General features: G+C 70.3%; 19 protein-coding genes. 10 read left to right on the top strand and 9 right to left on the bottom strand.

What is annotated here, in order from left to right:
• Positions 1–18: 18 nt before the first annotated feature.
• The 6 genes from FMQ63_RS00090 (at position 19) to tpx (ending at position 6,900) form a co-directional block, all read left to right on the top strand.
• Positions 19–1,083 (top strand): mannose-1-phosphate guanylyltransferase, encoded by a 1,065-nt coding sequence (locus FMQ63_RS00090; RefSeq protein WP_011556432.1) that lies wholly within the window; start codon positions 19–21, stop codon positions 1,081–1,083.
• 200 nt (positions 1,084–1,283) lie between these two features.
• Entirely contained in the window at positions 1,284–3,344 is a 2,061-nt protein-coding gene (locus FMQ63_RS00095) for a serine/threonine-protein kinase (RefSeq protein WP_011556431.1), read from the top strand.
• Between the two features lie 139 nt (positions 3,345–3,483).
• Entirely contained in the window at positions 3,484–4,854 is a 1,371-nt protein-coding gene (locus FMQ63_RS00100; RefSeq protein ID WP_011556430.1) for a phosphomannomutase/phosphoglucomutase, read from the top strand.
• 1 nt (position 4,855) lies between these two features.
• The gene (locus tag FMQ63_RS00105; RefSeq protein WP_011556429.1) at positions 4,856–5,407 is read left to right on the top strand and encodes an NADPH-dependent FMN reductase; all 552 of its coding nucleotides are present in this window, start codon (positions 4,856–4,858) and stop codon (positions 5,405–5,407) included.
• A 12-nt stretch (positions 5,408–5,419) separates the two neighbouring features.
• A complete protein-coding gene (locus FMQ63_RS00110) occupies positions 5,420–6,352 on the top strand; it encodes an ROK family protein (RefSeq protein WP_011556428.1) in 933 nt (310 codons plus the stop codon).
• 32 nt (positions 6,353–6,384) lie between these two features.
• On the top strand, positions 6,385–6,900 hold the full coding sequence (gene tpx, locus FMQ63_RS00115) for a thiol peroxidase (protein ID WP_011556427.1): 516 nt from the start codon (positions 6,385–6,387) through the stop codon (positions 6,898–6,900).
• Positions 6,901–6,907: 7 nt separating this feature from the next.
• Here tpx and FMQ63_RS00120 read toward each other — a convergent pair whose 3' ends face one another.
• From FMQ63_RS00120 to FMQ63_RS00135, 4 genes are all read right to left on the bottom strand, one after another.
• Positions 6,908–7,453 carry a VOC family protein gene (locus FMQ63_RS00120; protein ID WP_026113854.1) on the bottom strand — a complete coding sequence of 182 codons (546 nt, stop codon included), beginning with the start codon at positions 7,451–7,453 and terminating at the stop codon, positions 6,908–6,910.
• A 210-nt stretch (positions 7,454–7,663) separates the two neighbouring features.
• Entirely contained in the window at positions 7,664–8,212 is a 549-nt protein-coding gene (locus FMQ63_RS00125) for a peptidase M23 (protein WP_026113853.1), read from the bottom strand.
• Positions 8,213–8,262: 50 nt separating this feature from the next.
• Positions 8,263–9,249 carry a HEAT repeat domain-containing protein gene (locus FMQ63_RS00130; protein WP_011556424.1) on the bottom strand — a complete coding sequence of 329 codons (987 nt, stop codon included), beginning with the start codon at positions 9,247–9,249 and terminating at the stop codon, positions 8,263–8,265.
• The gene (locus FMQ63_RS00135) at positions 9,249–10,418 is read right to left on the bottom strand and encodes a HEAT repeat domain-containing protein (RefSeq protein WP_011556423.1); all 1,170 of its coding nucleotides are present in this window, start codon (positions 10,416–10,418) and stop codon (positions 9,249–9,251) included. The genes FMQ63_RS00130 and FMQ63_RS00135 overlap by 1 nt, the downstream gene beginning before the upstream one ends.
• Positions 10,419–10,541: 123 nt before the next feature.
• Here FMQ63_RS00135 and FMQ63_RS00140 point away from each other — a divergent pair, with 123 nt between their 5' ends.
• A complete protein-coding gene (locus FMQ63_RS00140) occupies positions 10,542–11,627 on the top strand; it encodes a Gfo/Idh/MocA family protein (RefSeq protein WP_011556422.1) in 1,086 nt (361 codons plus the stop codon).
• Positions 11,628–11,953: 326 nt separating this feature from the next.
• Positions 11,954–14,779, top strand: coding sequence for an HAD-IC family P-type ATPase (locus FMQ63_RS00145; protein ID WP_011556421.1), 2,826 nt, complete (start codon positions 11,954–11,956; stop codon positions 14,777–14,779).
• Between the two features lie 6 nt (positions 14,780–14,785).
• Here the strand turns inward: FMQ63_RS00145 and FMQ63_RS00150 are convergent, their stop codons facing one another.
• Positions 14,786–15,808, bottom strand: coding sequence for a DUF547 domain-containing protein (locus FMQ63_RS00150; protein WP_011556420.1), 1,023 nt, complete (start codon positions 15,806–15,808; stop codon positions 14,786–14,788).
• Here FMQ63_RS00150 and FMQ63_RS00155 point away from each other — a divergent pair.
• The gene (locus FMQ63_RS00155) at positions 15,786–16,835 is read left to right on the top strand and encodes a Rieske 2Fe-2S domain-containing protein (RefSeq protein ID WP_011556419.1); all 1,050 of its coding nucleotides are present in this window, start codon (positions 15,786–15,788) and stop codon (positions 16,833–16,835) included. The genes FMQ63_RS00150 and FMQ63_RS00155 overlap by 23 nt on opposite strands.
• Before the next feature lie 23 nt (positions 16,836–16,858).
• On the opposite strand, the gene FMQ63_RS00160 is transcribed toward FMQ63_RS00155, so the two are convergent.
• Both FMQ63_RS00160 and FMQ63_RS00165 read right to left on the bottom strand, forming a co-directional pair.
• Positions 16,859–17,068: a hypothetical protein gene (locus FMQ63_RS00160; RefSeq protein ID WP_216609309.1), complete on the bottom strand. Its 210-nt coding sequence runs from the start codon at positions 17,066–17,068 to the stop codon at positions 16,859–16,861.
• Between the two features lie 145 nt (positions 17,069–17,213).
• Positions 17,214–18,617, bottom strand: a complete 1,404-nt coding sequence (locus FMQ63_RS00165) for a TolC family protein (RefSeq protein WP_011556417.1) — start codon at positions 18,615–18,617, stop codon at positions 17,214–17,216.
• 184 nt (positions 18,618–18,801) lie between these two features.
• Between FMQ63_RS00165 and FMQ63_RS00170 the strand changes: the two genes are divergently transcribed.
• Positions 18,802–19,293: a MarR family winged helix-turn-helix transcriptional regulator gene (locus FMQ63_RS00170; RefSeq protein ID WP_011556416.1), complete on the top strand. Its 492-nt coding sequence runs from the start codon at positions 18,802–18,804 to the stop codon at positions 19,291–19,293.
• A gap of 10 nt (positions 19,294–19,303) precedes the next feature.
• Here the strand turns inward: FMQ63_RS00170 and FMQ63_RS00175 are convergent, their stop codons facing one another.
• Together FMQ63_RS00175 and FMQ63_RS00180 are read right to left on the bottom strand one after the other, a co-directional pair.
• Positions 19,304–20,032, bottom strand: coding sequence for an energy transducer TonB (locus FMQ63_RS00175; protein WP_141276527.1), 729 nt, complete (start codon positions 20,030–20,032; stop codon positions 19,304–19,306).
• 16 nt (positions 20,033–20,048) lie between these two features.
• Positions 20,049–20,483 carry a biopolymer transporter ExbD gene (locus FMQ63_RS00180; protein WP_011556414.1) on the bottom strand — a complete coding sequence of 145 codons (435 nt, stop codon included), beginning with the start codon at positions 20,481–20,483 and terminating at the stop codon, positions 20,049–20,051.
• Positions 20,484–20,486 lie beyond the last annotated feature (3 nt).

Consider the following 20,486-nt stretch of genomic DNA (forward strand, 5'->3'; position numbering starts at 1 on the left):
AGGAGTGCAACACCCGCAATGGCCCTCTACCCCGTCATCATGGCCGGAGGTTCCGGCACCCGTTTCTGGCCGCTGTCCCGTCAGGCGCGGCCCAAGCAGTTCCTGCCGCTGGCTTCCAAGCTGCCGCTCATCACCGACACGTCCGCGCGCCTCAAGGGGCTCGCCTCGGTGAAGGACACCTTCATCGTCTGTGGCCCCCTGCACGCGAAGGCCGCGGCGAAGCTGGTGAAGGGGCTGCCCAAGGCGAACCTCCTGGTGGAGCCGGTGGCGCGCAACACCGCGCCCGCCATCGCCCTGGCGGCGGTGCAGGTGGCCGCGCGCGACCCCAAGGGCGTCATGGTGGTGCTGCCTTCCGACCACCACGTGGCGGACGTGCCCGGCTTCAAGCGCACGCTCGCGGACGCGGCGGACCTGGCGGAGGCGGGGCACATCGTCACGCTGGGCATCAAGCCTTCGCGCCCGGAGACGGGCTACGGCTACATCCAGGTCGGCGAGGCGCTGGAGGGCGGTGGCCGCAAGGTGCAGGCCTTCAAGGAGAAGCCCGACCTGGAGACGGCGCGCGGTTACATGTCCTCCGGTGACTACCTGTGGAACGGCGGCATCTTCGTCTTCCGCGTGGACGTCATCCTGGAGGCGTTCGCGAAGCACATGCCGGAGATGAAGAAGGGCCTGGACGCCCTGCGCAAGGCCGCGGGCAAGCGGACCTTCGGCGCGGTGCTGAAGAAGGTGTTCCCGAAGCTGCCCTCCACCTCCATCGACTACGGCGTCATGGAGAAGGCCTCCAACATCGCGGTGCTGCCGGGGGACTTCGGCTGGTCGGATGTCGGCTCGTTCGCGGCGATTCCAGAGGTGCGCCCCGCCGACGCCAACGGCAACGTGGTGTCCGGCAACCTCGCGGTGGTGGTGGACTGCCACAGCTGCGTGGTGCTGGCCGACAAGCGCCCGCTGTCCGTGGTGGGCCTCACCGACATGGTGGTGGTGGACTCCGGCGACGCGGTGCTCGTGGTGCCGAAGGACAAGAGCCAGGACGTGCGCAAGGTGGTGGAGGCGCTCAAGGCTCGCAAGCTGACGAAGTACCTGTAGGCGTCCAGGTGGGGCCGGGTGCGCTGGAGAAACGCCCGGTTCCTACCCTGGAAGAATTACCGGCCGCGAACCCCTGATTCACCGGTGACCTCGGTCAGTTGGGGGCTTGCTCTGTTGATGAGTGGACAAGGGGCCTCTGCACGCCGGTTGCAAGGCCACCACCGCTTGCCCCGCTCCGGGGCGACAGAGGGTGGTGGGGTATGGCCTGCATGCGGTGTGACGTGGACCATCCGGCCGGGGCGTCTTGCCCGGAGGTGCATGACGGCGTCGCCGTGTCAGCGAGCTGCCTGGAGGGACAGCGGCACGGGCCGCTCGTCTTCCGGCGCTGGTTGGGGGCGGGGGCGCTGGGCACGGTGTACCTGGCGGAGTATCTCCCCACGGGGCACCGCTTCGCGGTGAAGGTTTTGCACCCGCACCTGGCGGCGCAGCCGGCCATGCAGCGCCGCTTCTACGCGGAGGCGCATGCTTTGCGCGAGCTGGTCCACCCGCACGTGGCCCGCGTGCTGGACGCGCGCCCGGGGCCCGGCGGTCTGCCGTGCCTGCTGATGGAGTACGCCGACGGTGAGTCCTTCTCCCGTCTTCCCATGCCGCTGGCGCCCGTGGAGGCGGTGGAGCTGCTGGGGCAGACGCTGGAGGCCGTGGAGTCCGCGCACGCGCGCGGGCTCATGCACTGGGATTTGTCCGCGGACAACCTCGTCCTCACGCGGGATGCGCGGGGGGAGCGCCGGGTGAAGGTGCTCGACTTCGGCGCCAGCGCCATCCTCAGCTCCAGCCTGTCTCCCGAGGAGCGGGCGCGCGGCATGGTGGTGGGCTCGCCGGCCTTCATCGCACCCGAGCAGTGGTCCGGTGAGGTCGTGGACGGCCGCGCGGACGTGTATGCGCTAGGCGTGGTGGGCTACCTGCTGCTCACCGGGAGGCTGCCCTTCGGCATCGGCCGCGCGGGGGAGCTGGCGCCTCCGGAGCCGCATGTCCTCAATCCCAGCGTGCCGCCCGCGCTGTCCGCGGTGCTGCTGCGGGCCCTGGCGCCGCGGCCCGCCGAGCGCTTCCCGGATGCCCGCGCGTTCCGCGAGGAACTGGCGCGCTGCATGGACCCGCGTGCCCGCGCGGCGGAGCGCGAGGCGGCGCTGGTCGACGACGTGGAGTTGCTGGTGGACATCGACATCACGTTCGATGAGGACGCAGCGCCCGTGTCCCAGGCGCCCATCCTGCTGCTGCCGGAGATGCGCGCGCCAGAAGGCAACGTCACCATCTTTGGCCAGGCGATTCCGGAGGACGGTGCCACGCCGCTGCACCTGGCGCTGCGGGCGGCGGCCCATGCGGAGCCGGTGCTGGAGGCGCCGGCCCCGCGCGTCGCCGCGCCCGAGGGGTTGGACGTTCGCGTGAGTCTCGCGGAGGGCTGGACGCGGGTGGTGGCCAACGACGTGTCGGTGGATGGCTTCTTCGCCGCGTGGGAGGGCGCGCTGCCGCCGCTGGCCGCGCGCCTGGGCGTGGAGCTGTCCTTCGCGGGGCGCACCGTGACGTGCGAGGGCGACGTCGTCCGCCATGTCACGGGAGACGAGGCCCGGACCTGGGGCGTGGCCGCGGGCGCGTTCATCCACTTCGCTGAGCCCGCACCGGCGCTGTGCCAGTGGGTGGCGTGGATGCTGGAGGAGGGGCGCCGGCCGGAGCCGCGTCCCGATGGGGAGCTGGCGCGGCTGCTCGCCCGGGCCGCGGAGGCCGCGAAGGACCCTTATGTCCTGCTGGGCGCGCGGCCCGACGCCGACTTCGAGGAGATTCGCCGCCGGGCCAGCGCCGCCCTGCGCCGGCTGGAGGGCTTCCGCGTCCGTCCGCTGCCGTCCGGGCAGCGCCGCGCGCTGGAGGCGCTGCGGGGGCGGGTGGAGTCCGCCCGCCGCACCCTGGGCGAGCCGCTCAGCCGCGCCGGCTTCGACGCCGTTCGGGGCAACCTGCCGGGGCTGGCCCGCTGCGTGGAAGCAGGGCTGCCGGACGAGGAGGTGGAGCCCCTGCGCCACGCCTTCCTGTCGGCCCGGCCGGGCTCGGAGGCCCAGGCCCGGGCGCTCTTCACCCAGGGACACGCGCTGGAGGTGCAGCGGGCCCTGCGCGCCGCCCTCTCTCGCTATGCGAGCGCGCTGGCGTTGGATCCACTCAACGTGTCGTGGCTGCGGCACTACCAGGAGCTGCGCCAGCGGGCACAGGGGCTGACGCCTTCCATGCCCCTCGTGCTTCACGAGGGGACCATGGCCCCTGCGGCCCTGCTTCCGTAGCGCGGGGGCTTTTTCCGGCCCCTTGGCCCTCCAACGGGCCAGGGACGCACTCGGGTCGGGTGCCCCCCTGGCCCGCGCTCGTGTAGAGTCCGCCGCCCTCTGCCATGCCCTCCGTCGTCACGGGGGCGGGGACACCTTCATGAACGCGCACATCTTCCGCGAATACGATATCCGAGGCTTGGTCGATAAGGACCTCACCACCGAGGTGGTGGAGCTGCTGGGCAAGGGCCTGGGCACCATCATCCGTCGCCAGGGCGGGCGCTCCATCGCGGTGGGCCGCGACTGCCGCGAGTCCTCCACCCGCTTCCGGGACGCGCTCTGCGCGGGCCTCACCTCCACGGGCCTCAATGTGTTCGACGTGGGCGTGGTCCCCACGCCGCTGACGTACTTCGCCGCCAACACCCTGCCGGTGGACGGCCTGGCGATGATTACCGGCAGCCACAACCCGCCCGAGTACAACGGCTTCAAGATTGGCGCGGGGAAGACGACCTTCCACAGCCACGAGATTCAAGCCCTGCGCAAGCTCATCGAAGCGCGGGACTTCGAGGTGTCTCCCAAGCCGGGCACCGTGACGCCGTACGACATCATCACGCCCTACAACCACTTCGTCCGCCAGACGGTGAAGGTGGGCCGCAAGGGGATGCGCATCGTCATCGACGCCGGCAACGGCACGGGCGGCGCCATCGCGGTGCCGCTGTTCGAGAGCATGGGCTTCGACGTGGTGCCCCTGTTCTGTGAGATGGACGCGACGTTCCCCAACCACCACCCGGACCCGACGGTGGTGGAGAACCTGGAGGACCTCATCGCGGCGGTGAAGCGCGAGAAGGCCGAGGTGGGCATCGCCTACGACGGCGACAGCGACCGCATCGGCGTCATCGACGACCAGGGCAACATCCTCTGGGGCGACCAGTTGATGGTGCTCTTCAGCCGCTACGTGCTGAAGGAGAGCCCGGGCGCGGCCATCGTCGGCGAGGTGAAGTGCAGCTACACGCTGTACGACGACATCGCGAAGCGCGGCGGCAAGCCCATCATGTGGAAGGCCGGGCACTCGCTCATCAAGTCGAAGATGAAGGAGACGCAGGCGGAGCTGGCAGGAGAGATGAGCGGCCACATCTTCTTCAAGAACCGCTACTTCGGCTTCGACGATGCCATCTACTCCACCGCGCGCCTGCTGGAGATTCTCACGCACGAGAAGGCGACCATGTCGGAGCTCCTGTCCGACGTGCCGAAGACGTACGCCAGCCCGGAGCTGCGCTTCGACACGAAGGAAGAGAAGAAGTTCGAGATGGTGAAGCGCGCCACGGAGACGCTGCGCGACGCGGGCCACGACATCATCGACGTGGACGGCGTGCGCGTGACGTTCCCCGACGGCTGGGGCCTCATCCGTGCCTCCAACACGCAGCCCATCCTGGTGCTGCGCTTCGAGGCCAACACGCCCGAGCGCCTCAAGGAAATCCAGGCCCTCATCGAGGGCACCGTGGAGAAGGTCAAGGTCGAGGTCGGGGGCTGATATGACGACGCCGCGCATCCTCGCCATCAGTGGCAGCCTCCGGACGGGGAGCTTCAACCGTCAGCTCCTGGCCATTGCCGTTGCCCACGCCCGCTCGCTGGGCGCGGAGGTGGACGTGGTGGACCTCAAGACGCTGGAGCTCCCCCTCTACGACGGCGACGTGGAGGCCAAGGCCCTGCCCGCTCCCGTGGAGGAGCTGCGCGAGCGGCTGGGCAAGGCCCAGGGCCTGCTCATCGCCAGCCCGGAGTACAACTCTTCCATTCCGGGCGGCCTGAAGAACGCCATCGACTGGGTGTCCCGCCCGCCCGGCAGGCTCTTCCAGGAGAAGTGGGTGGCGATGATGGGCGCCACGCCCGGCGTCTTCGGCACCGCGCGCATGCAGCCGCACCTGCGGCAGGTGATGGCCTCCGTGGGGGCGCACGTGCTGCCCACGCAGGTGCACATGGCCCGCGTGTCGGATGCCTTCACTCCGGACGGGAAACTCAAGGACGAGGCGCGCCAGAAGGAAGTGGAAGGGCTGGCGGCCGCGTTGGTTTCCAAGCTGAAGCCCTGAGAGGACGCGCTCATGCCAACGCTCGGAATCGACCTGGGGGGGACCTTCGCCCGCGCCGCCGTGGTGGACGAGGTTGGCAAACTGATCGCCTCCTCGAAGGTGGCTTTGGTGGAGCGCAGTCCCTCGGGGGTCGTGGAGACCATTGCCCAGGCGGCCTCGGACGCGGTGATGGCCGCCGGTGTGCCGCTGGGCGCGTGCGGTGTGGCGGCCGCCGGGCAGATTCACAAGGACTCGGGCGTGCTGTCGGTGGCTCCCAATCTGGGCTGGCGCAACGTGCCGCTGGGCGCGCTGCTCACGGACCGGCTGGGCCAGCCGGTGCGCGTGGTGAATGACCTGGCCGCGGCGGCCTGGGGCGAACTCCACGCCGGCGCGGGTCGGGGCTCCCAGGACATGCTGGTGGTGTTCGTGGGCTCGGGTGTGGGGAGCGCCATCATCGCGGGCGGACGGCTCGTAGATGGCGGTGGCGGTGTGGCGGGCGAGTTGGGCCACATCAAGGTGGTTCCCGGCGGGCGCCGCTGCGGCTGTGGTGAGCTGGGGTGTCTGGAGGCCTACGCCGGTGGCCACAACCTCATCGCGCAGACGCGGGAGTTGCTCGCCAGCGGTGGTGCGCCGGAGGTGGCGCGGCTGACGGGCGGAGACCCGGCGCGCATCACCCCGGTGACGTTGGAGCAGGCGGCGGAGGCGGGCGACGTGGCGGCCGGTGAAGTCTACGCGCGGGCGGCGCAGTTCCTGGCCCTGGCCGTGGCCAACCAGGTGACGATGCTCAACCCGGCGCGGCTGGTGCTGGGTGGCGGCGTGCTGAGACACTGCCCGGGCCTGCGGCGCCGTGTGGAGGAGGGCGTGCGCGCCTGGTCCTCCACCACGTCGCGCGAGGGCCTGCTCATCGCGGACGCGGAGTTGGGAGACGACAGCGGTCTGATTGGCGCGGCGTTGCTGGTGAAGTAGTCCGCGCCCCTTTCCGGAGGAGGAGGCATTCCATGGCCGAGCACAAGGGCATCGTCACGTTCAAGGGGCAGCCGGTGACGCTGGTGGGGGACGAGGTGAAGGTGGGCGACGCCGCTCCGGACTTCACCGTCTTCAAGGGGCTCAACGACGCCGTGCGGCTGTCGGACGTGAAGGGCAGCGTGGTGGTGGTGAGCGTGGCGCCCAGCGTGGACACGCGGGTGTGCGCGGCGCAGCTTCGCGCGTTCAACAAGGAAGCCACGGCGCTGGGGCCGGACGTGAAGGTGTGGTTCGTCACGCTGGACCTGCCCTTCGCGCTGGGGCGCTTCATCGGCGCCGAGGGCATCCAGAACGTCACCACGCTGTCGGACTACAAGGACCGCGAGTTCGGTGAGAAGTACGGCGTGTACATGAAGGAGCTGGGGCTGCTCGCGCGCAGCACCTTCGTGGTGGACCGTGAGGGCAAGGTCGTGTTCCGGGAGATCGTCCCGGAGATGACGCACGAGCCGGACTACGACGGCGCGATGAAGGCGGTCCGCGCGGCGCTGTGATGGAGGTTCAGTCGCGCTCCGGCGGTTTCCATCGCCGCAGCGCGGTCTGCTTCTCGTAGGGCTGGGGCGACGGGTAGGTGATGAACTCGATGATGGTGCCCCAGGGGGCCCGGGCGTAGCAGAAGGCATTGCCCGGGCCTTTCTCCAGGGCTGGCAGTTCGTGGGGGCTCGAGAAGACCTCGCCCCCCGCCGCCTGGAAGCGCGCGAGCGCTGTGTCCATGTCGTCCACGTAGACCGCCAGGTGCTGGATGCCCAGGTCGTTGGGGCGGGCCGGTGGGCGCTGCTCGGGGGCCGCGTATTCGAACAACTCGAGGCTGGGGCCGTTGCCGAGCCGGAGTAGCCGCATCGCGCGGATGCTGGAGCCGGGGAGGAAGCGCAGGCGCCGTTGCAGGTCCTCGCCTTCCTGGGGCGGCTGGCCTTTCGCCAGGCTGTCGTAGAGGACTTCGGCGCCAAGGGCTTCGATGAAGAAGGCCGTTGCCGCTTCGAGGTCCGGCACCGTCACGCCGACATGGTCGATGCCGCGTACTCCTGCTCCTGGAGAGGTCGAAGGCATGGCGCGCACGCTCCTGAATGGGATGGAACGCGAGACTGCTGGGCTGCTCCACGGTGCGGCCATGTGAAGTGCCGAGTCAATGTGCGGTGTCCCTTGGGGCGGGCCGGTGTTCATTCATGGGCGGGCCATGCCTCGGCACGAGAAACCCCGTCCAGGTGCATTGCGGCACCGGGACGGGGCGGGGTGTGGGTGAAGCAGGCTGCGGAGCGACTACAGCGTGGGCGTGCCGACGCGGTTGCTGCAGTACGCGCTGGAGCCGCAGGTGGTGCCGACGGTGGTGTACCAGGCCGTCTTGCGCGTGCCGTACTGGCGGTTGTCCGCGTGGACGTGCGCGCCCGTGGAGTTACCCGTGGAGCCCACGAGCCCCAGCGCGCAGCGGTCGCACGTCTTGGAGCCCGACGACACGTTGGAGTTCAGGTGGAGCTGGCGGAAGTCCCAGCCGCTGCCGCCCGTGACGACGTAGTAGTTACCCGCGCCGCCGTTGCAGCTCGTGCCGCCGCTGCAGTTGTTCGCACAGCCGCCGTAGTAGGCGTAGTAGCGGCTGACGTTGATCATCCCGCGGTGGTTCCACACGCTGCAGGTGCCGTTGCTCATGTCGAGCGCGTTGTGGCTGCTGCCCGAGCACGAGTAGTACGTCGTGGAACCCACGCGCGCGGCGGTGTCACAGATGGGACCCACGGCCGTCGCGGCCGTGACAGAGGTGGCCCAGCCCGCGGCGGCGAGCACCAGGCCCGCCATGGTCAGCTTCATCGTCTTCATCAAGAGACTCCCTCGTTGGTGTAGCGCTGCGTACTGCGGTGAAGCAGGGGTCACCTCCGGCGGCGCTGCTTCTCGCGCAGCACCAGCTCCCACTCCTGGAGGTTGAGCTTCAGGACGGACACCCAGGCGTCGATTTCCGCGTCCATGGCGCGGTCCACGCCGCGCAAGGACTCCAGCACGGGCACCGCGTGGGCCTGCCCCAGCCGGGCAATCCCCTGGAGCGCCGCCTTGCGCACCGCCGGGTCCTTGTCTTCGCGGAACAGGTCCACCAGCGAGCCCCGCGCGCCCGCGGACGCACCGCCGGGCACGCCGCCCAGCGCCGTGGCCGCCGCCGCGCGCAGCTCCGGGTTCTCCGCGCGGAGCTGGCGCGTCACCTGCTCCACCGCCTCGTGGCCCACGGCCTCCATGGAGACCTCGCGCAGCAGCTTCGCCGCCACCGCCGGGTCCTCCGACGCCGTCGCCACCGACACCGCCGCCTCCGACACCCGGCGGTCATGGCCGCTGTAGACGTCCGCGCTCTCGGAGACGATGTTGTCCGCCACCGCCGCGCGCACCTCGGGGGACGCGTCGCGCACCAACTGCTCGTACGTCACCACGCCGCCGTTCTTCTCCATGAACTCGACGGAGGGCACGCCGCGCAGGCCCCGCACCGCCGCCGCGCGCAGCGCCGGGTCCGCATCCCCGGTGGCCCGGGCGAGCAGCGGCTGGATGAGGCCGGGGTTCTCCGCGTTGCTCGCCTTGGTGGCCAGCGCCGCGCCCAGGGCCTCCAGCACCTCCGGGTCTCTTTCTCCGTGCAATGCCGCCAGCAGTGACTCCGCGGGCATGGCGAGCGCGGCTTCCTTCAACCGCATCTTCACGTAGCGCTTCAGCGCGGGGGAGCCGTTCTTCATCGCCACGCGCACGTCGTCCAGCATGCCCTGCACCGTGCATTGCGCGGGGCGGAGCGTCGCCTCGGCGCGCGCCGTCACGGGAGTCAGGGACGAAAGGGCCACCAGGAGCGCCGCGCGCCCCATTCGCTTCATCGACAGGGGGGACATCAGTGCGGCGCTCCTTCTTCGACCAGGCAGTTGTGGTGCTCGCGCTTGCCCAGCCAGATGCGGGCGAAGTCCACGGTGCCCGACGCGTAGAGGGCTTGGAACTCCAGGTAGTCCTGCGTGAAGCGCGGGTCCTTCGCGGCGAACTGCTCCAGCATCGGCAGCGCCTTGTCGCCACCCGCGCGCACGGCGAAGCGGAAGATGGCCCAGCGCACGCAGAGGTCATGTTCGGCCAGGAAGGCGGCGCGGAGGATCTCCATCGCCTTCTCCGGCTCGCTGGTGACGCCCAGCCGGAAGGCCGCCATCTCCCGCACGTCCCGCTCGCGGTCGCTGGAGAGGATGCGCTTGAGCGAGTCGAAGGACTCCGCGCCGATGACGGGGTTCGAATACGACGGCATCTCCAGCGCGAGCAGCCGCACGGCCATGTCGTCGGACGTGCCGCCGATGTCCAGGAGCTCCTTCCAGTAGGGCTCGAAGGTGCCGGTGCGCTCGTAGTCCTCCTTCATCACCCGGCCCAGCGTGCGCGTGGCCACCCATGCGGTGGAGTCCAGCGTCTCGTCCAGCGCCAGCTTCTTGAGTCGCTGGATGTCTCCCGGCGCCAGCTTCCGTTGCGTCTCCAGCGCGTCCAGCGCGGCGGAGCGCGTCTGCAAAGGCGCACCTGGGTCCTCGCCCAGCTTCATCAGGCTCTGCGCCACCTGCGGCGCATGCACCGCGGGCGCGGCCTTCAGTGCGTCCATGTAGATGCCCAGTTCCGGTCCGCTGGCGCCCTTGGCCCACTCCAACACCTGGAGCGCGCGGGCCGCGTCGTTGCCCACCAGCTCCGTCAGCCGCTCCTGGAGGTATGCCGCCAGGTACCGGTCTCCGTTTCCGATGGCCGTCGTCAGCGCCTTCCGGAACGAGTCCATGGACACCGTTGCGTCGAAGGCATGCAGGCCGTCCCAGCACCCAGGCATGGGGATCTGCTCCACCGCGGGCTCGGGCTCCGAGGGCGTGGCGCCTGGGGTGCCGACACCGGGCGTGCCGCGAGGGCCGGAGGCCGCCGAGGCGGTGGGCTCGGTCAATACGGGCTCACCGGGAAGAGAGGGGCCAGTCCGTGGCCACAGCAACGCCACGGCCGCCGCGACCAGCAAGACGCCTGCGGCCACGGTCCAACGAAGGTTTCTGGAAGTCATCAGGGGAGGGGGCGAATCAGTGAATCCTGCGAATTCTTGGATACTTTGAATTTGAGGGCCTTGGCAATGGGGCCCCCCAGAACTCAGCCTGCGCGTCGCGTCATCGCTTCAAGGGAGACAGAAATGTCCACTGCACGCACGGTTCGAATGGGTGTCATTGGCGCGGGCTTCGCGCGCACCACGCAAATCCCCGCGCTGCGCGCATTGCCGGGCGTGGAGGTGGTGAGCCTGGCCAGTGCGCGGCGCGAGAAGGTGGAGGAGGCGGGCCGGCAGTTGGGCGTGTCACATGTGACGACGGATTGGCGTGAGGTGGTGTCACGGCCGGATGTGACGTGCGTGTGCATCTCCACGCCGCCCGCGCTGCACCGGGACATCACCCTGGCCGCGCTGGAGGCGGGCAAGGCGGTGCTGTGTGAGAAGCCCACCGCGTTGGATGCGAGGGAAGCGGAGGCCATGTGGCACGCGGCCCGTGAGCGGCGTGTCCTGGCGCTGCTGGACCATGAGCTGCGCTTCCTCCCTGCGCGGCAGCGGATGCGAGCGCTGCTGCGTTCCGGTGAGCTGGGCGCGGTGCGCGGCGCGCGTGTCTTCTATCGCAACGACAACCGCGCCTCGCCGGAGCGGCCGTGGGACTGGTGGTCGGACGCGTCGCAAGGAGGCGGCCTCCTGGGCGCCATCGGCTCGCACGCGGTGGACACGCTGCGCTTCATGCTGGGCGCCGAGCCCGACGAGGTGCTGGGCGAGCTGGCCACGCACACGCCCGAGCGGCCCGATGCGCTCACGGGACAGTCGCGCCCGGTGACGAGCGACGACGAGGCGCGGCTGCTGCTCCGCTTCGGTGCGACGACAGCCGCAATCGAGATGTCGATGGTGTCCTCCGGCAAGCCCGTGCACGGCGTCGAGGTGTCCTGCGCGCGCGGGGGCCTGCGCGTGGAGGGCCGCGAGCTGTGGCGCTCCACGGTGGGGGCACGTGCCTGGGAGCGGGTAGCGCTTCCCGAGGAACCGCCGCTTCCACCCGGCCTGCCAGACAACGAGTGGGCGCGCGGCTTCCTGCTGTTGGCCGGTGCGCTGACGCAGGCCCTGCGCGAAGGCCGCGCCTCGGTGGAGGACGCGGCCACGCTGGAGGACGGCTGGCGCAACCAACGGGTGTTGGATGCGGCTCGGCGCTCACATGCGGAGCGCCAGTGGATTCGCCTGTCCTCCGGGCCGTAAGTGCTTCCCTCCCATCCCGGAGGACACGGCGGGCTTCAGGGCGACCGTCTCAGGAGGAGAGTGAAGCCTCCTTTGTTTCACAATCACTTGCGCCTCCCGGACCCATTGCTCGTTGCAGAGTGATTGCAGTGGCAGTGCCAATGAAAGGCGTCCTCGAGGTGCGGAAGTTCGTGGGGGGATTCAACCTGGGCCCGACTTCACGGGCGCCTTTCTTTCCCTCTCGGTCCGGAGCAATGGCCCTGGAGGGCCGTGTGATGTCCACCCGCCCACTGCCCAGGTGGAGATGCGCGCGACCGTTGCCAGATTGCATCGGAAGGAGCCACCGGATGAAAGACCAGCCCGCCGCACCCGAACGACCGGATGCACCAGCGCCCGCCGGGCCGCCTGCTGGCACGAAGCCCCCGTGGCACGCGCTGCCACCGGACCAGGTGCTGACGTCGCTCGGGAGTACGGCCGAAGGGCTGACGGACGAGGAAGCGCGCGAGCGGCTGTCGCGTCATGGGCCCAACGTGCTGGAGCGCGCCCAGGGGGATGGCCCGCTGAAGCTGCTGTGGCGGCAGGTGAACAGCCCCTTCATCTGGGTGCTCATCGCCTCCGCGGTGCTGGCTGTCATCATGGGGAAGGTGACGGACGGGCTGGTGGTGGCCGCGGTGGTGGTGCTCAACACCCTCATCGGCTTCGTGCAGGAGTACCGCGCGGGGAAGGCCATTGAGTCGCTCAGCCGCATGGTGCCGGAGAACGCCACGGTGATTCGCGCGGGCCGCAAGCTGCGGGTCCCCGCGGCGCAGGGCGTGCCGGGCGACGTCATGGAGCTGGCGCCGGGTGACAAGGTGCCCGCGGACATGCGGCTGCTCTCCGCGCGCAACCTCACGGTGGAGGAGGCCGCGCTCACGGGCGAGTCCGTGCCCGCGCAAAAGGCCGTGGCGCCCGTGCCGGAGGAGGCGGAGTTGGGGGACCGGGCCAGCCTGCTCTTCGGTGGCACCCTGGTGACGTCCGGCTCTGCCACCGCGGTGGTGGTGGCCACCGGGCAGGCCACCGAGCTGGGCCGCATCTCCACGCTGCTCCGCGAGGCCACCGACCTCCAGACACCGCTCACCAAGGCGCTGGCCGTCATCGGCAAGTACATCACCCTGGGCATCCTGGTGATCTCCGCCGCGCTGCTGGGGGTGGGGTTGGTTCGTGGCTACGCGGTGAGCGAGGCCGTCGTGGTGGCGATTACGCTGGCTGTCGCCGCCATTCCAGAAGGACTGCCCGCCATCGTCACCATCGCCCTGGCCATTGGAGTGCAACGCATGGCCGCCCGGCGCGCCGTCATCCGCAAGCTGCCCGCGGTGGAGACGTTGGGCAGCACCACCGTCATCTGTACGGACAAGACGGGCACGCTCACCCGCAATGAGATGACGGTGCAGGCCTTGTGGACGACCCACGGGCGCTACGCGCTCAGCGGCGTGGGCTACTCCCCCAAGGGGGCGCTGACGCGGGGAGGCCCGCCGTTGGAGGCGCCGCCGCCAGACGTGTGTGAGCTGCTGCTGGCGGGCGCGCTGTGCAACGACGCCGCGCTCCAGCCCCGCGATGGACAGTGGGACATGACGGGCGACCCCACCGAGGCCGCGCTGTTGGTGGCGGCGGAGAAGGTGGGCATGCACGTGGACGACGCCCGGCAGGCGCACCCTCGCGTGGACGCCATCCCCTTCGAGTCGGAGAACCAGTTCATGGCCACCCTGCACGATGACGGGAAGGGCGGCCGCCGCATCCTGCTCAAGGGGGCGCCGGAAGTCGTCCTGCGCCGCTGCGCCCTGGAGGACGGCTGCTCGTCCAGCTCGGTGCTGGCGGAGGTGGACGGCCTGGCGCGGCAGGGCATGCGCGTGCTCGCGGTGGCATACCGGGAGGTGACGGTGTCACACGTCGCGTTGCGCATGGAGGACGTCGAGGGCGGCCTGCGGCTGCTCGGCCTGGAGGGGATGATTGACCCGCCTCGCGAGGAGGCCATGGCCGCGGTGCGCGCCTGCCACGAGGCGGGAATCACGGTGAAGATGATTACCGGTGACCACCCCTCCACGGCGGCGGCCATCGGCGCGCAGTTGGGCCTGCTGAAGCCGGGGGAGGAGGGCGTCACAGGCGCGCGGCTGGCCACCACGGATGATGCGGCGCTGGAGGAGGTGGCCCTGCGCTCCAACGTCTTCGCGCGGGTGGCGCCCGAGCACAAGCTGCGGCTGGTGCGCGCGCTCCAGCGCCGGCAGCACGTGGTGGCCATGACGGGGGACGGCGTCAACGACGCGCCCGCGCTCAAGCAGGCCAACATCGGCGTGGCCATGGGCATCACCGGCACGGCGGTGGCGAAGGACGCGGCGGACATCGTGCTGACGGATGACAACTTCGCCTCCATCGTCGCGGCGGTGGAGGAGGGGCGGCGCGTCTACGACAACCTCATCAAGTCGCTGGCCTTCGTCCTGCCCACCAACCTGGGGCTGGCGCTCATCCTGCTGTTCGGCGTGTCCCTCTTCCCCATCCAGGAGGTGGGCGGACGGCTGGTGCCGCTGATGGCCATGCTGCCCACTCAGTTGCTCTGGATAAACCTGGTGGCCACGGTGTCACTGGCGCTGCCGTTGGCCTTCGAGGCCCGGGAGCCGGACGTCATGCGCAGGGCACCCAGGGACCCCGAAGCGCCGGTGCTCAACCGCTTCGTGGTGATGCGCACCGGACTGGTGGCGTTGCTGATGACCGCGGGCGCCATCGGCCTCTTCCTGTGGGAGTACCGCCGGGACATTCCTCGCACGGGAAACGCGCACGCGCTGGCCGAGGCCCAGACGATGGCGGTGAACACCGTCATCAGCTTCCAGATGTTCTACCTGTTCATGTGCCGCAGCCTCATGGGCTCGGTGCGCAAGGTGGGCCTCTTCAGCAACCGCTCGGTGTTCGTGGGCATGGGCCTGCTGGTGCTGCTCCAGGTGGCCTTCATGTACCTGCCCTTCATGCAGCGCGTGTTCGGCACCGCGCCCCTGGGCTTGGAGGACGTGGGCCTGTCCATCCTGGTGGGCGCGGTCGTGCTGCCGGTGGTGGGGCTGGAGAAGTGGCTGCGGCAGCGCAAGGACGACACGGACGCTTCATCAGGACGCGGCGCCGCGCGGCTGCGCGAGCGTGTGCCCACGTGAGGCGGCTCAGGGACGCGCGGCGGCGTCCGGCAGCGTCCAGTCCCGCTCCATGAAGGCGATGCGGCACTGGTCCAGCCGGGGGCCGCAGGCGCGGTCCAGGTCACTGCGGGTGTCGCAGCCCGGGCGCTCCTCGCAGGTGTCCGGCAGGAAGGCCCAGACGAACTGGAGCACGTTGCCGCCGCGGCCCTCGGGCAGCGCGGCGAGGAAGTCCTCGCGGTACTCCTCGAAGAGCGACGTCAGGTAGACGGTGTCCCGCTCCAGCCGCACGTTGCGCCGGTCGCCCACGAAGCGGCGTCCGGCCTCGTTGAGCTGCGAGTCCAGGAACTCCGGCTGGAAGTGCGAGCCGTCCAGCCGGGGGCCCCCGCGCGCGGCCTGGAAGAGCGCCAGGTGGATGCGCGGGTCGGCGAACTCGCGGCGCAGCACGCGGTTGTGCAGTGCCCACAGCGTCAGCCGCTCTCCGCCCAACGCCCAGGAGCGGCCCCAGAAGAAGCGTCCCAGCAGGGGCTGCTGCACGGTTTCGAGGTACGGGTAGCCGTCCACCACCTGCTGGAGCACGAGCGCGTTGTAGGCGTTGAGCCAGTAGGCCAGCGCGTCCTCCGGCGTGGGAAAGACGTCCGGGCGGTTGTGGGGGGAGAACGACGCCAGCGAGTCGACGAAGCCGTCCAGCGTCTTGCGCTCGCGCCCCACCGAGGCGAAGTCCACGTCACCGTCCGGGCGCACGTGCCGCAGCACCTTCTCGTAGTCGTGGTAGCTGAACGGGGTGGCGGGGGAGGGCACGCGCGCGGGCAAGAGGCCCTGGACATGAAGCGCGCCTCCCGCGCCCAGCAACGCGGCCACGGCGAGCAGCACGGCGAAGACGTGGGGACGACGGCGAGGAGCGGAAGAGGTGGCCACGGGGGCGGGAGCATAACCCAGGGGGACGGGGGCTGCCCGGCCCTCCAGTTCACCCCGCGTAACTCGGAGTCCATTCCAAGCAGGGATAGTCGTCGACTTATACTGGGCCCTCATGGAGCCTACCCCCAAGGTCATCCGTCACTTCCACCCGGTGCTCTCCGCCCGCGCGCTGGGCACCCGGCCGGTCCGCGTGGAGGTGGCGGGCCGCGCCTACGCGCTCTTCCGGGACGGCACAGGGCAGCCCGCGGCGCTCGCGGATGCCTGCCCCCATCGCTTCGCGCCGCTGTCCAAGGGGACGGTGCGCGCGGACGGCCGGCTCCAGTGTCCGTACCACGGCTGGCGCTTCGACGCGGAGGGGCGCGGCAGCAACCCCAGCCAGCCGGAGCTGCGCCACTGTGACGCGCGCAGCTTCCAGGTGGTGGAGCGCTACGGCTACCTGTGGCTGGCCGAGCGGGACACGCCGCTTTCGGCCATGCCCGACATGGGCGATGAGGGCTACGTCTTCGGCGGCGCGTTCTCCACGCACTTCGCGGCGCCGCTGCACGTGTCGCTCGACAACTTCAGCGAGGACGAGCACACGCCCTACGTCCACACCCGGCTGGGCTGGGACGACCCGAACGCGGGCCGGGTGGAGTTCGAGGCGCGCAACCTGGAGGACCGCACGGAGGTGCACTACCGTGCCCCGCAGCGGCCCGCGCCCATCATGACGGTGCTGGGCGTGCGCGACGGTGACTTCTTCCAGAACGACTGGGTGACGCGCTTCGACCCGGTGCGCAGCCAGTACACCATCCGCTGGGTGGCGCCGGACGGCTCGCCGCGTCCCTTCATCACCCGGGCGAACATCTTCTTCGTGCCGGAGACGGCGCGCACCACGCGCCTGCACGTCTTCTCATTCCTGCGCACCGAACAGCGGCTGCTGCGTCCGCTGCTCCCCGTGGCGGCGCGGGCGGCCATGGCGCTCACCTGGTGGGAGGTGCGCGACGACGCGCGCTTCATCACCACCGTGGCGGACACGCCCTACAGTCACAAGGGCATGCGGCTGGACCGTTTCGACGCGCCGCTGGTGCACCAGCGGCGGCTCATGGAGCGCATCTACTACGGCGCCGGTCCGAAGATGACGGGGGCCGTGGTGCCGCTCTCCCGCGAGGCCCCGGGCGGCTGAAGGCCCCCAGGGCGCGCTCGCGCTCAGTGCAATGAGGGAGAGGGCTCTTCGTGCGCCGGAGTGGCCACGCCGGTGCGCGCCTCGTAGGCGTTGCAGCCGCTTTCTCCGGACACTTCCAATTCGAACTCGGCCAGCTCCGGCTGCATGCAGCGGTGCGTCTCGCCGGCGCTCTGGGGGGTCTGGTTGGCGAAGTATCGGCAGCCCTTGCAGTTGCCCCACTGTCCTTCCGCCATGACGTCCTCCTCGGGAAAGGGTGTGATGCCTCTCTTCACGAGGGTGGGGTTGGCGAAGGCCGCTCACAACCGGCGCTCGCCGCCCACCTTCCACGGCGGGCAACCCGGCGCCTGGGAATGGCGGGCGCCGGGAAGCCGCGCGGAATTACGGCTGCCGGGGGGCGTCCGCCGGCCCTTCCTGGGTGGGCTGCGTCGGCTGCGTCTGCTCCGGCAGCGGCTGGAGGAACGGCGCCTCCGAGGTCTCCACCTTCAGGTCCGTCGTCAGGGGACGGGCGCCGAACGCGCCCACCGCGCGCAGCAGGCGCAGGCCGGCGAGCGAGGCCTGCAGCCGCTCACCCACCAGACCAATCTCCGCCTGCGTCAGCGCGGTGTTCGCGTCCGCGACCTCCAGGTACGTGGCCACGCCTTCCTTGAAGGAGACCTCGGTGAGGCGATGGGACTCGCGCGCCAGCTCCACGGCCTGTGAGGCCTTGAGGCGGTTGGCCAGGGCGCTCTCCAGGTCGAGCTGCGCGGTATTCACTTCCTGGCGCGCGGTGAGCTCCGCCTTGCGCTGCAGCGCCCGGTTCTCCGCGATGACGGCCGAGGCCTCCTGCAGGTTGGCCTCACGCAGGCCGCCGTCCCACAACGTCCAGCTGGCGCCCAGGGTGATGAGCCAGATGCGGTTGGAGCCCACGAGGCCCGCCGCGTTGCTGATGTTGTAGGTGCCGGAGACCTGCACGTTGGGCAGGTAGCTGAGCCACACGCCGCGCTTGTTGATTTGCGCCAGCTCCACGGACTCACGCGCCGCGGCGACGTCCGCGCGCTGCTCGAGCGAGCGCTCGACGAGCACGCCGGTGTCCGTCTTCTCGGGCACCTGGGGCTCCGGTGGCGGCGCCACGTCGAAGTTCGGGTTGTCCAGCGCCAGCAGGGTGGCCAGCACCAGCTTGGCGGACGCCTCCGCGTTGCGCGCGCGGATCAGGTCCTGCTCCGCACGGGCCAGGTCCTGCTCGGCGCGCAGCAGCGCCACGCGCGTCACCGTACCCGCCTCGAAGCGGACCTGCGTGTCCTTGGCGCGCGCGCTGTTGAGCTCCACCAGCCGCTCCTGCACCGCCACGGCCTGTGCCTGCGCCACGGTGCCGTAGTACGCCTGCGCCACGCCGAAGAAGATTTCGCGCCGCGCCTGCTCCACGTTGAGCTCCGCCACGCGCTCCGCCTTGTAGGCGGCCTGGATGCCGGCCCACAGCTGCGGGGCGATGAGGGCCTGCCGCACCTGGCCCTGGGCCTGCATCTGCACCCGCGGCTGGATGACGATTTCCACGGGCGCGAGCGGACCCGCGGGAATCACCGCTTCGATGGAGTTGCGGGTGATGGCGCCGTTGACGGTGACGTTGGGGAGGTAGCCGGCCCAAGCCTTGCGCGACGCGGTATCCGCCTGAGCGAGGCGGGCCTGTGCGGCCTTGAGGTCCAGGTTCTCCTTGCGGGCGCGGTTGAGCGCGTCCTCCAGGGTCAGCGTAGGCGGCGGTGCCGCGGCCAGGGTGGCCGCCAGGGACAGCGCCAGGAATGAACTCATGACCGCCTCTACCTCCTCAAGGGCCCGCGCCGGCGCGGGCCACTGCGTCCAGGATGGACTTGCTACGGGTTCGAGCCTCGGGTCGGCAGCCATAGTCCATGACGTCCGAATTTGGAAGCTCCGGAATGTAGTAGCCCTCAATAGTTGATGAGGTCAATTGTTTAGGTGGCTCAGGTGACATAACATGAGAGGCATGAACGGGAGCGGCGAGCAGCTGGAGCGGAAGACGAAGCCGGGGAGTGGGCCCGGACAGGCCGGACCCGCGGGTGACTTGCCACGCCAGGCGTGGACACTCCTCTTCGAGCTGATGCACACACACATGCGCAACTTCCCCGCACTGGCGGCGGAGTTCGACCTGTCGCCGGTGCAGGCGCACGTGTTGCGGCAGTTGGGGGAAGGGCCGCTGGCCATGAGCACGCTGGCCGCCTACCTGTCGTGCGACGCGTCCAACGTCACGGGCCTGGTGGACCGGATGGAGGCGCGCGGACTGGTGGTGCGCCGCAGCTCCGAGCAGGACCGGCGGGTGAAGATGCTGGTCCTGACGGAGGACGGCGCTGCGCTGCGCGAGCGGCTGCTGGAGCGCATCTTCGAGCCGCCGGACGCCATCTGCGGCCTGCCGGAAGAGGACCTGTGCGCGCTGCGCGACATCATGCGCCGCGCGCTGGGCGCGCAGTAGGCGCCTCGCGTCAGTCCAGCAGGAAGGTGTACGAGTACTTCATCTCCGTGGAGACGGGCTCGCCGCCCTTGATGGCGGGCTTGAAGCGGAAGCGGCGGATGGCATCCCTCGCCGCCTCGTTGAGGCCGTAGCCGGGCCCCTTGAGAATCTTCACCGCCACCACCTTGCCCTCGTGGTCGATGGTGATGGAGAGCGTGACGGTGCCCTCCACGCCCGCGCGGCGCGCTTCCTCCGGGTAGGGAATCTTCACCTCGGAGGCCACCGTGGGCTCGGAGTCCACCTGGTAGATGGGCGCGTACTTCGGCGCGCTGTACGCCTTCACCTCCTGGGGCGCCTTCGCCGTGGGGCCCGTCCTGCCATACGCGGTGTTGCCCACGGGCGCGGCGAACGAGCCCGCGCTGGTGGTGGAGGACATCGTCATGCCCACCACGAGCGGCGGCGGCTTGGCCTGCGGCTCCGGCGGCGGCGGGGTGTCGTTGGGCGGCGGCGGCGCGTCCACGGGCGGCGGCGGCAGCGGCTTGGGGGCCTCGGCCACCTTCACCGGCGGCGGCTTCACCACTTCCACCATCACCATCTCCACGGGGCGCCTGGCCGCGGGGAGGGTGCGCGAGGCGCCTTCCCCGAGCGCCCAGAAGCCGCCGACGTGAATCCCCAGCGACACGAGCAGGAAGACGCCCACCACGGCCAGGGAGCGGTCGCGTCGGGGCGTCGGAGCGTTGTCGAGGACCGCCTGACTCATGAAGTGACGCCTTGCCTCAGGGGGCTGCGGGCGCGGCCGCGGGGGCTACGTCCTTCTCGATGTTGAGCGCGAACTTGGCGATGCCCTGGCCCTTCACCACGTCGATGAGTCGCATGACGCGGCCATAGGGCAGCGACTGGTCGGCGCTGATGATGGCGCGCGTCTCCTTGTCCTTGGCCACCGCTTCCTGAACGCGCTTCTCCAGGTCCTTCTCGGTCATCTCGGTGCCGTCAAAGAAGAGCTTGCCCTCCTTGTCCAGCACCACGTTGACCAGGCCCTGCACCGTCTCACCGCCGTTGGCGGCGCGGGGCAGGTCCACCTCCACCGTTTCGCGGACGATGAAGTTGGCCGTCACCATGAAGATGATGAGCAGCACCAGCACCACGTCCACCAGCGGGGTGACGTTGATGCCTGTGATTTCGTCGTCGTTGTCCTGCGCGCCGCCCGCCATGGC

Origin of the sequence: Myxococcus sp. CA005 (assembly GCF_006518205.1) — a bacterium.
GTDB lineage: Bacteria > Myxococcota > Myxococcia > Myxococcales > Myxococcaceae > Myxococcus > Myxococcus xanthus.

Coding starts and splice junctions, on each gene's coding strand:
- FMQ63_RS00175 (WP_141276527.1), bottom strand. CDS start 20,032: ATGAGTCAGGCGGTCCTCGACAACGCTCCGACGCCCCGACGCGACCGC.
- FMQ63_RS00170 (WP_011556416.1), top strand. CDS start 18,802: ATGAGAGGCATGAACGGGAGCGGCGAGCAGCTGGAGCGGAAGACGAAG.
- FMQ63_RS00090 (WP_011556432.1), top strand. CDS start 19: ATGGCCCTCTACCCCGTCATCATGGCCGGAGGTTCCGGCACCCGTTTC.
- FMQ63_RS00110 (WP_011556428.1), top strand. CDS start 5,420: ATGCCAACGCTCGGAATCGACCTGGGGGGGACCTTCGCCCGCGCCGCC.
- FMQ63_RS00165 (WP_011556417.1), bottom strand. CDS start 18,617: ATGAGTTCATTCCTGGCGCTGTCCCTGGCGGCCACCCTGGCCGCGGCA.
- FMQ63_RS00160 (WP_216609309.1), bottom strand. CDS start 17,068: ATGGCGGAAGGACAGTGGGGCAACTGCAAGGGCTGCCGATACTTCGCC.
- tpx (WP_011556427.1), top strand. CDS start 6,385: ATGGCCGAGCACAAGGGCATCGTCACGTTCAAGGGGCAGCCGGTGACG.
- FMQ63_RS00120 (WP_026113854.1), bottom strand. CDS start 7,453: ATGCCTTCGACCTCTCCAGGAGCAGGAGTACGCGGCATCGACCATGTC.
- FMQ63_RS00125 (WP_026113853.1), bottom strand. CDS start 8,212: ATGAAGACGATGAAGCTGACCATGGCGGGCCTGGTGCTCGCCGCCGCG.
- FMQ63_RS00100 (WP_011556430.1), top strand. CDS start 3,484: ATGAACGCGCACATCTTCCGCGAATACGATATCCGAGGCTTGGTCGAT.
- FMQ63_RS00145 (WP_011556421.1), top strand. CDS start 11,954: ATGAAAGACCAGCCCGCCGCACCCGAACGACCGGATGCACCAGCGCCC.
- FMQ63_RS00095 (WP_011556431.1), top strand. CDS start 1,284: ATGGCCTGCATGCGGTGTGACGTGGACCATCCGGCCGGGGCGTCTTGC.
- FMQ63_RS00135 (WP_011556423.1), bottom strand. CDS start 10,418: ATGACTTCCAGAAACCTTCGTTGGACCGTGGCCGCAGGCGTCTTGCTG.
- FMQ63_RS00105 (WP_011556429.1), top strand. CDS start 4,856: ATGACGACGCCGCGCATCCTCGCCATCAGTGGCAGCCTCCGGACGGGG.
- FMQ63_RS00150 (WP_011556420.1), bottom strand. CDS start 15,808: ATGACCTTGGGGGTAGGCTCCATGAGGGCCCAGTATAAGTCGACGACT.
- FMQ63_RS00140 (WP_011556422.1), top strand. CDS start 10,542: ATGTCCACTGCACGCACGGTTCGAATGGGTGTCATTGGCGCGGGCTTC.
- FMQ63_RS00155 (WP_011556419.1), top strand. CDS start 15,786: ATGGAGCCTACCCCCAAGGTCATCCGTCACTTCCACCCGGTGCTCTCC.
- FMQ63_RS00130 (WP_011556424.1), bottom strand. CDS start 9,249: ATGTCCCCCCTGTCGATGAAGCGAATGGGGCGCGCGGCGCTCCTGGTG.
- FMQ63_RS00180 (WP_011556414.1), bottom strand. CDS start 20,483: ATGGCGGGCGGCGCGCAGGACAACGACGACGAAATCACAGGCATCAAC.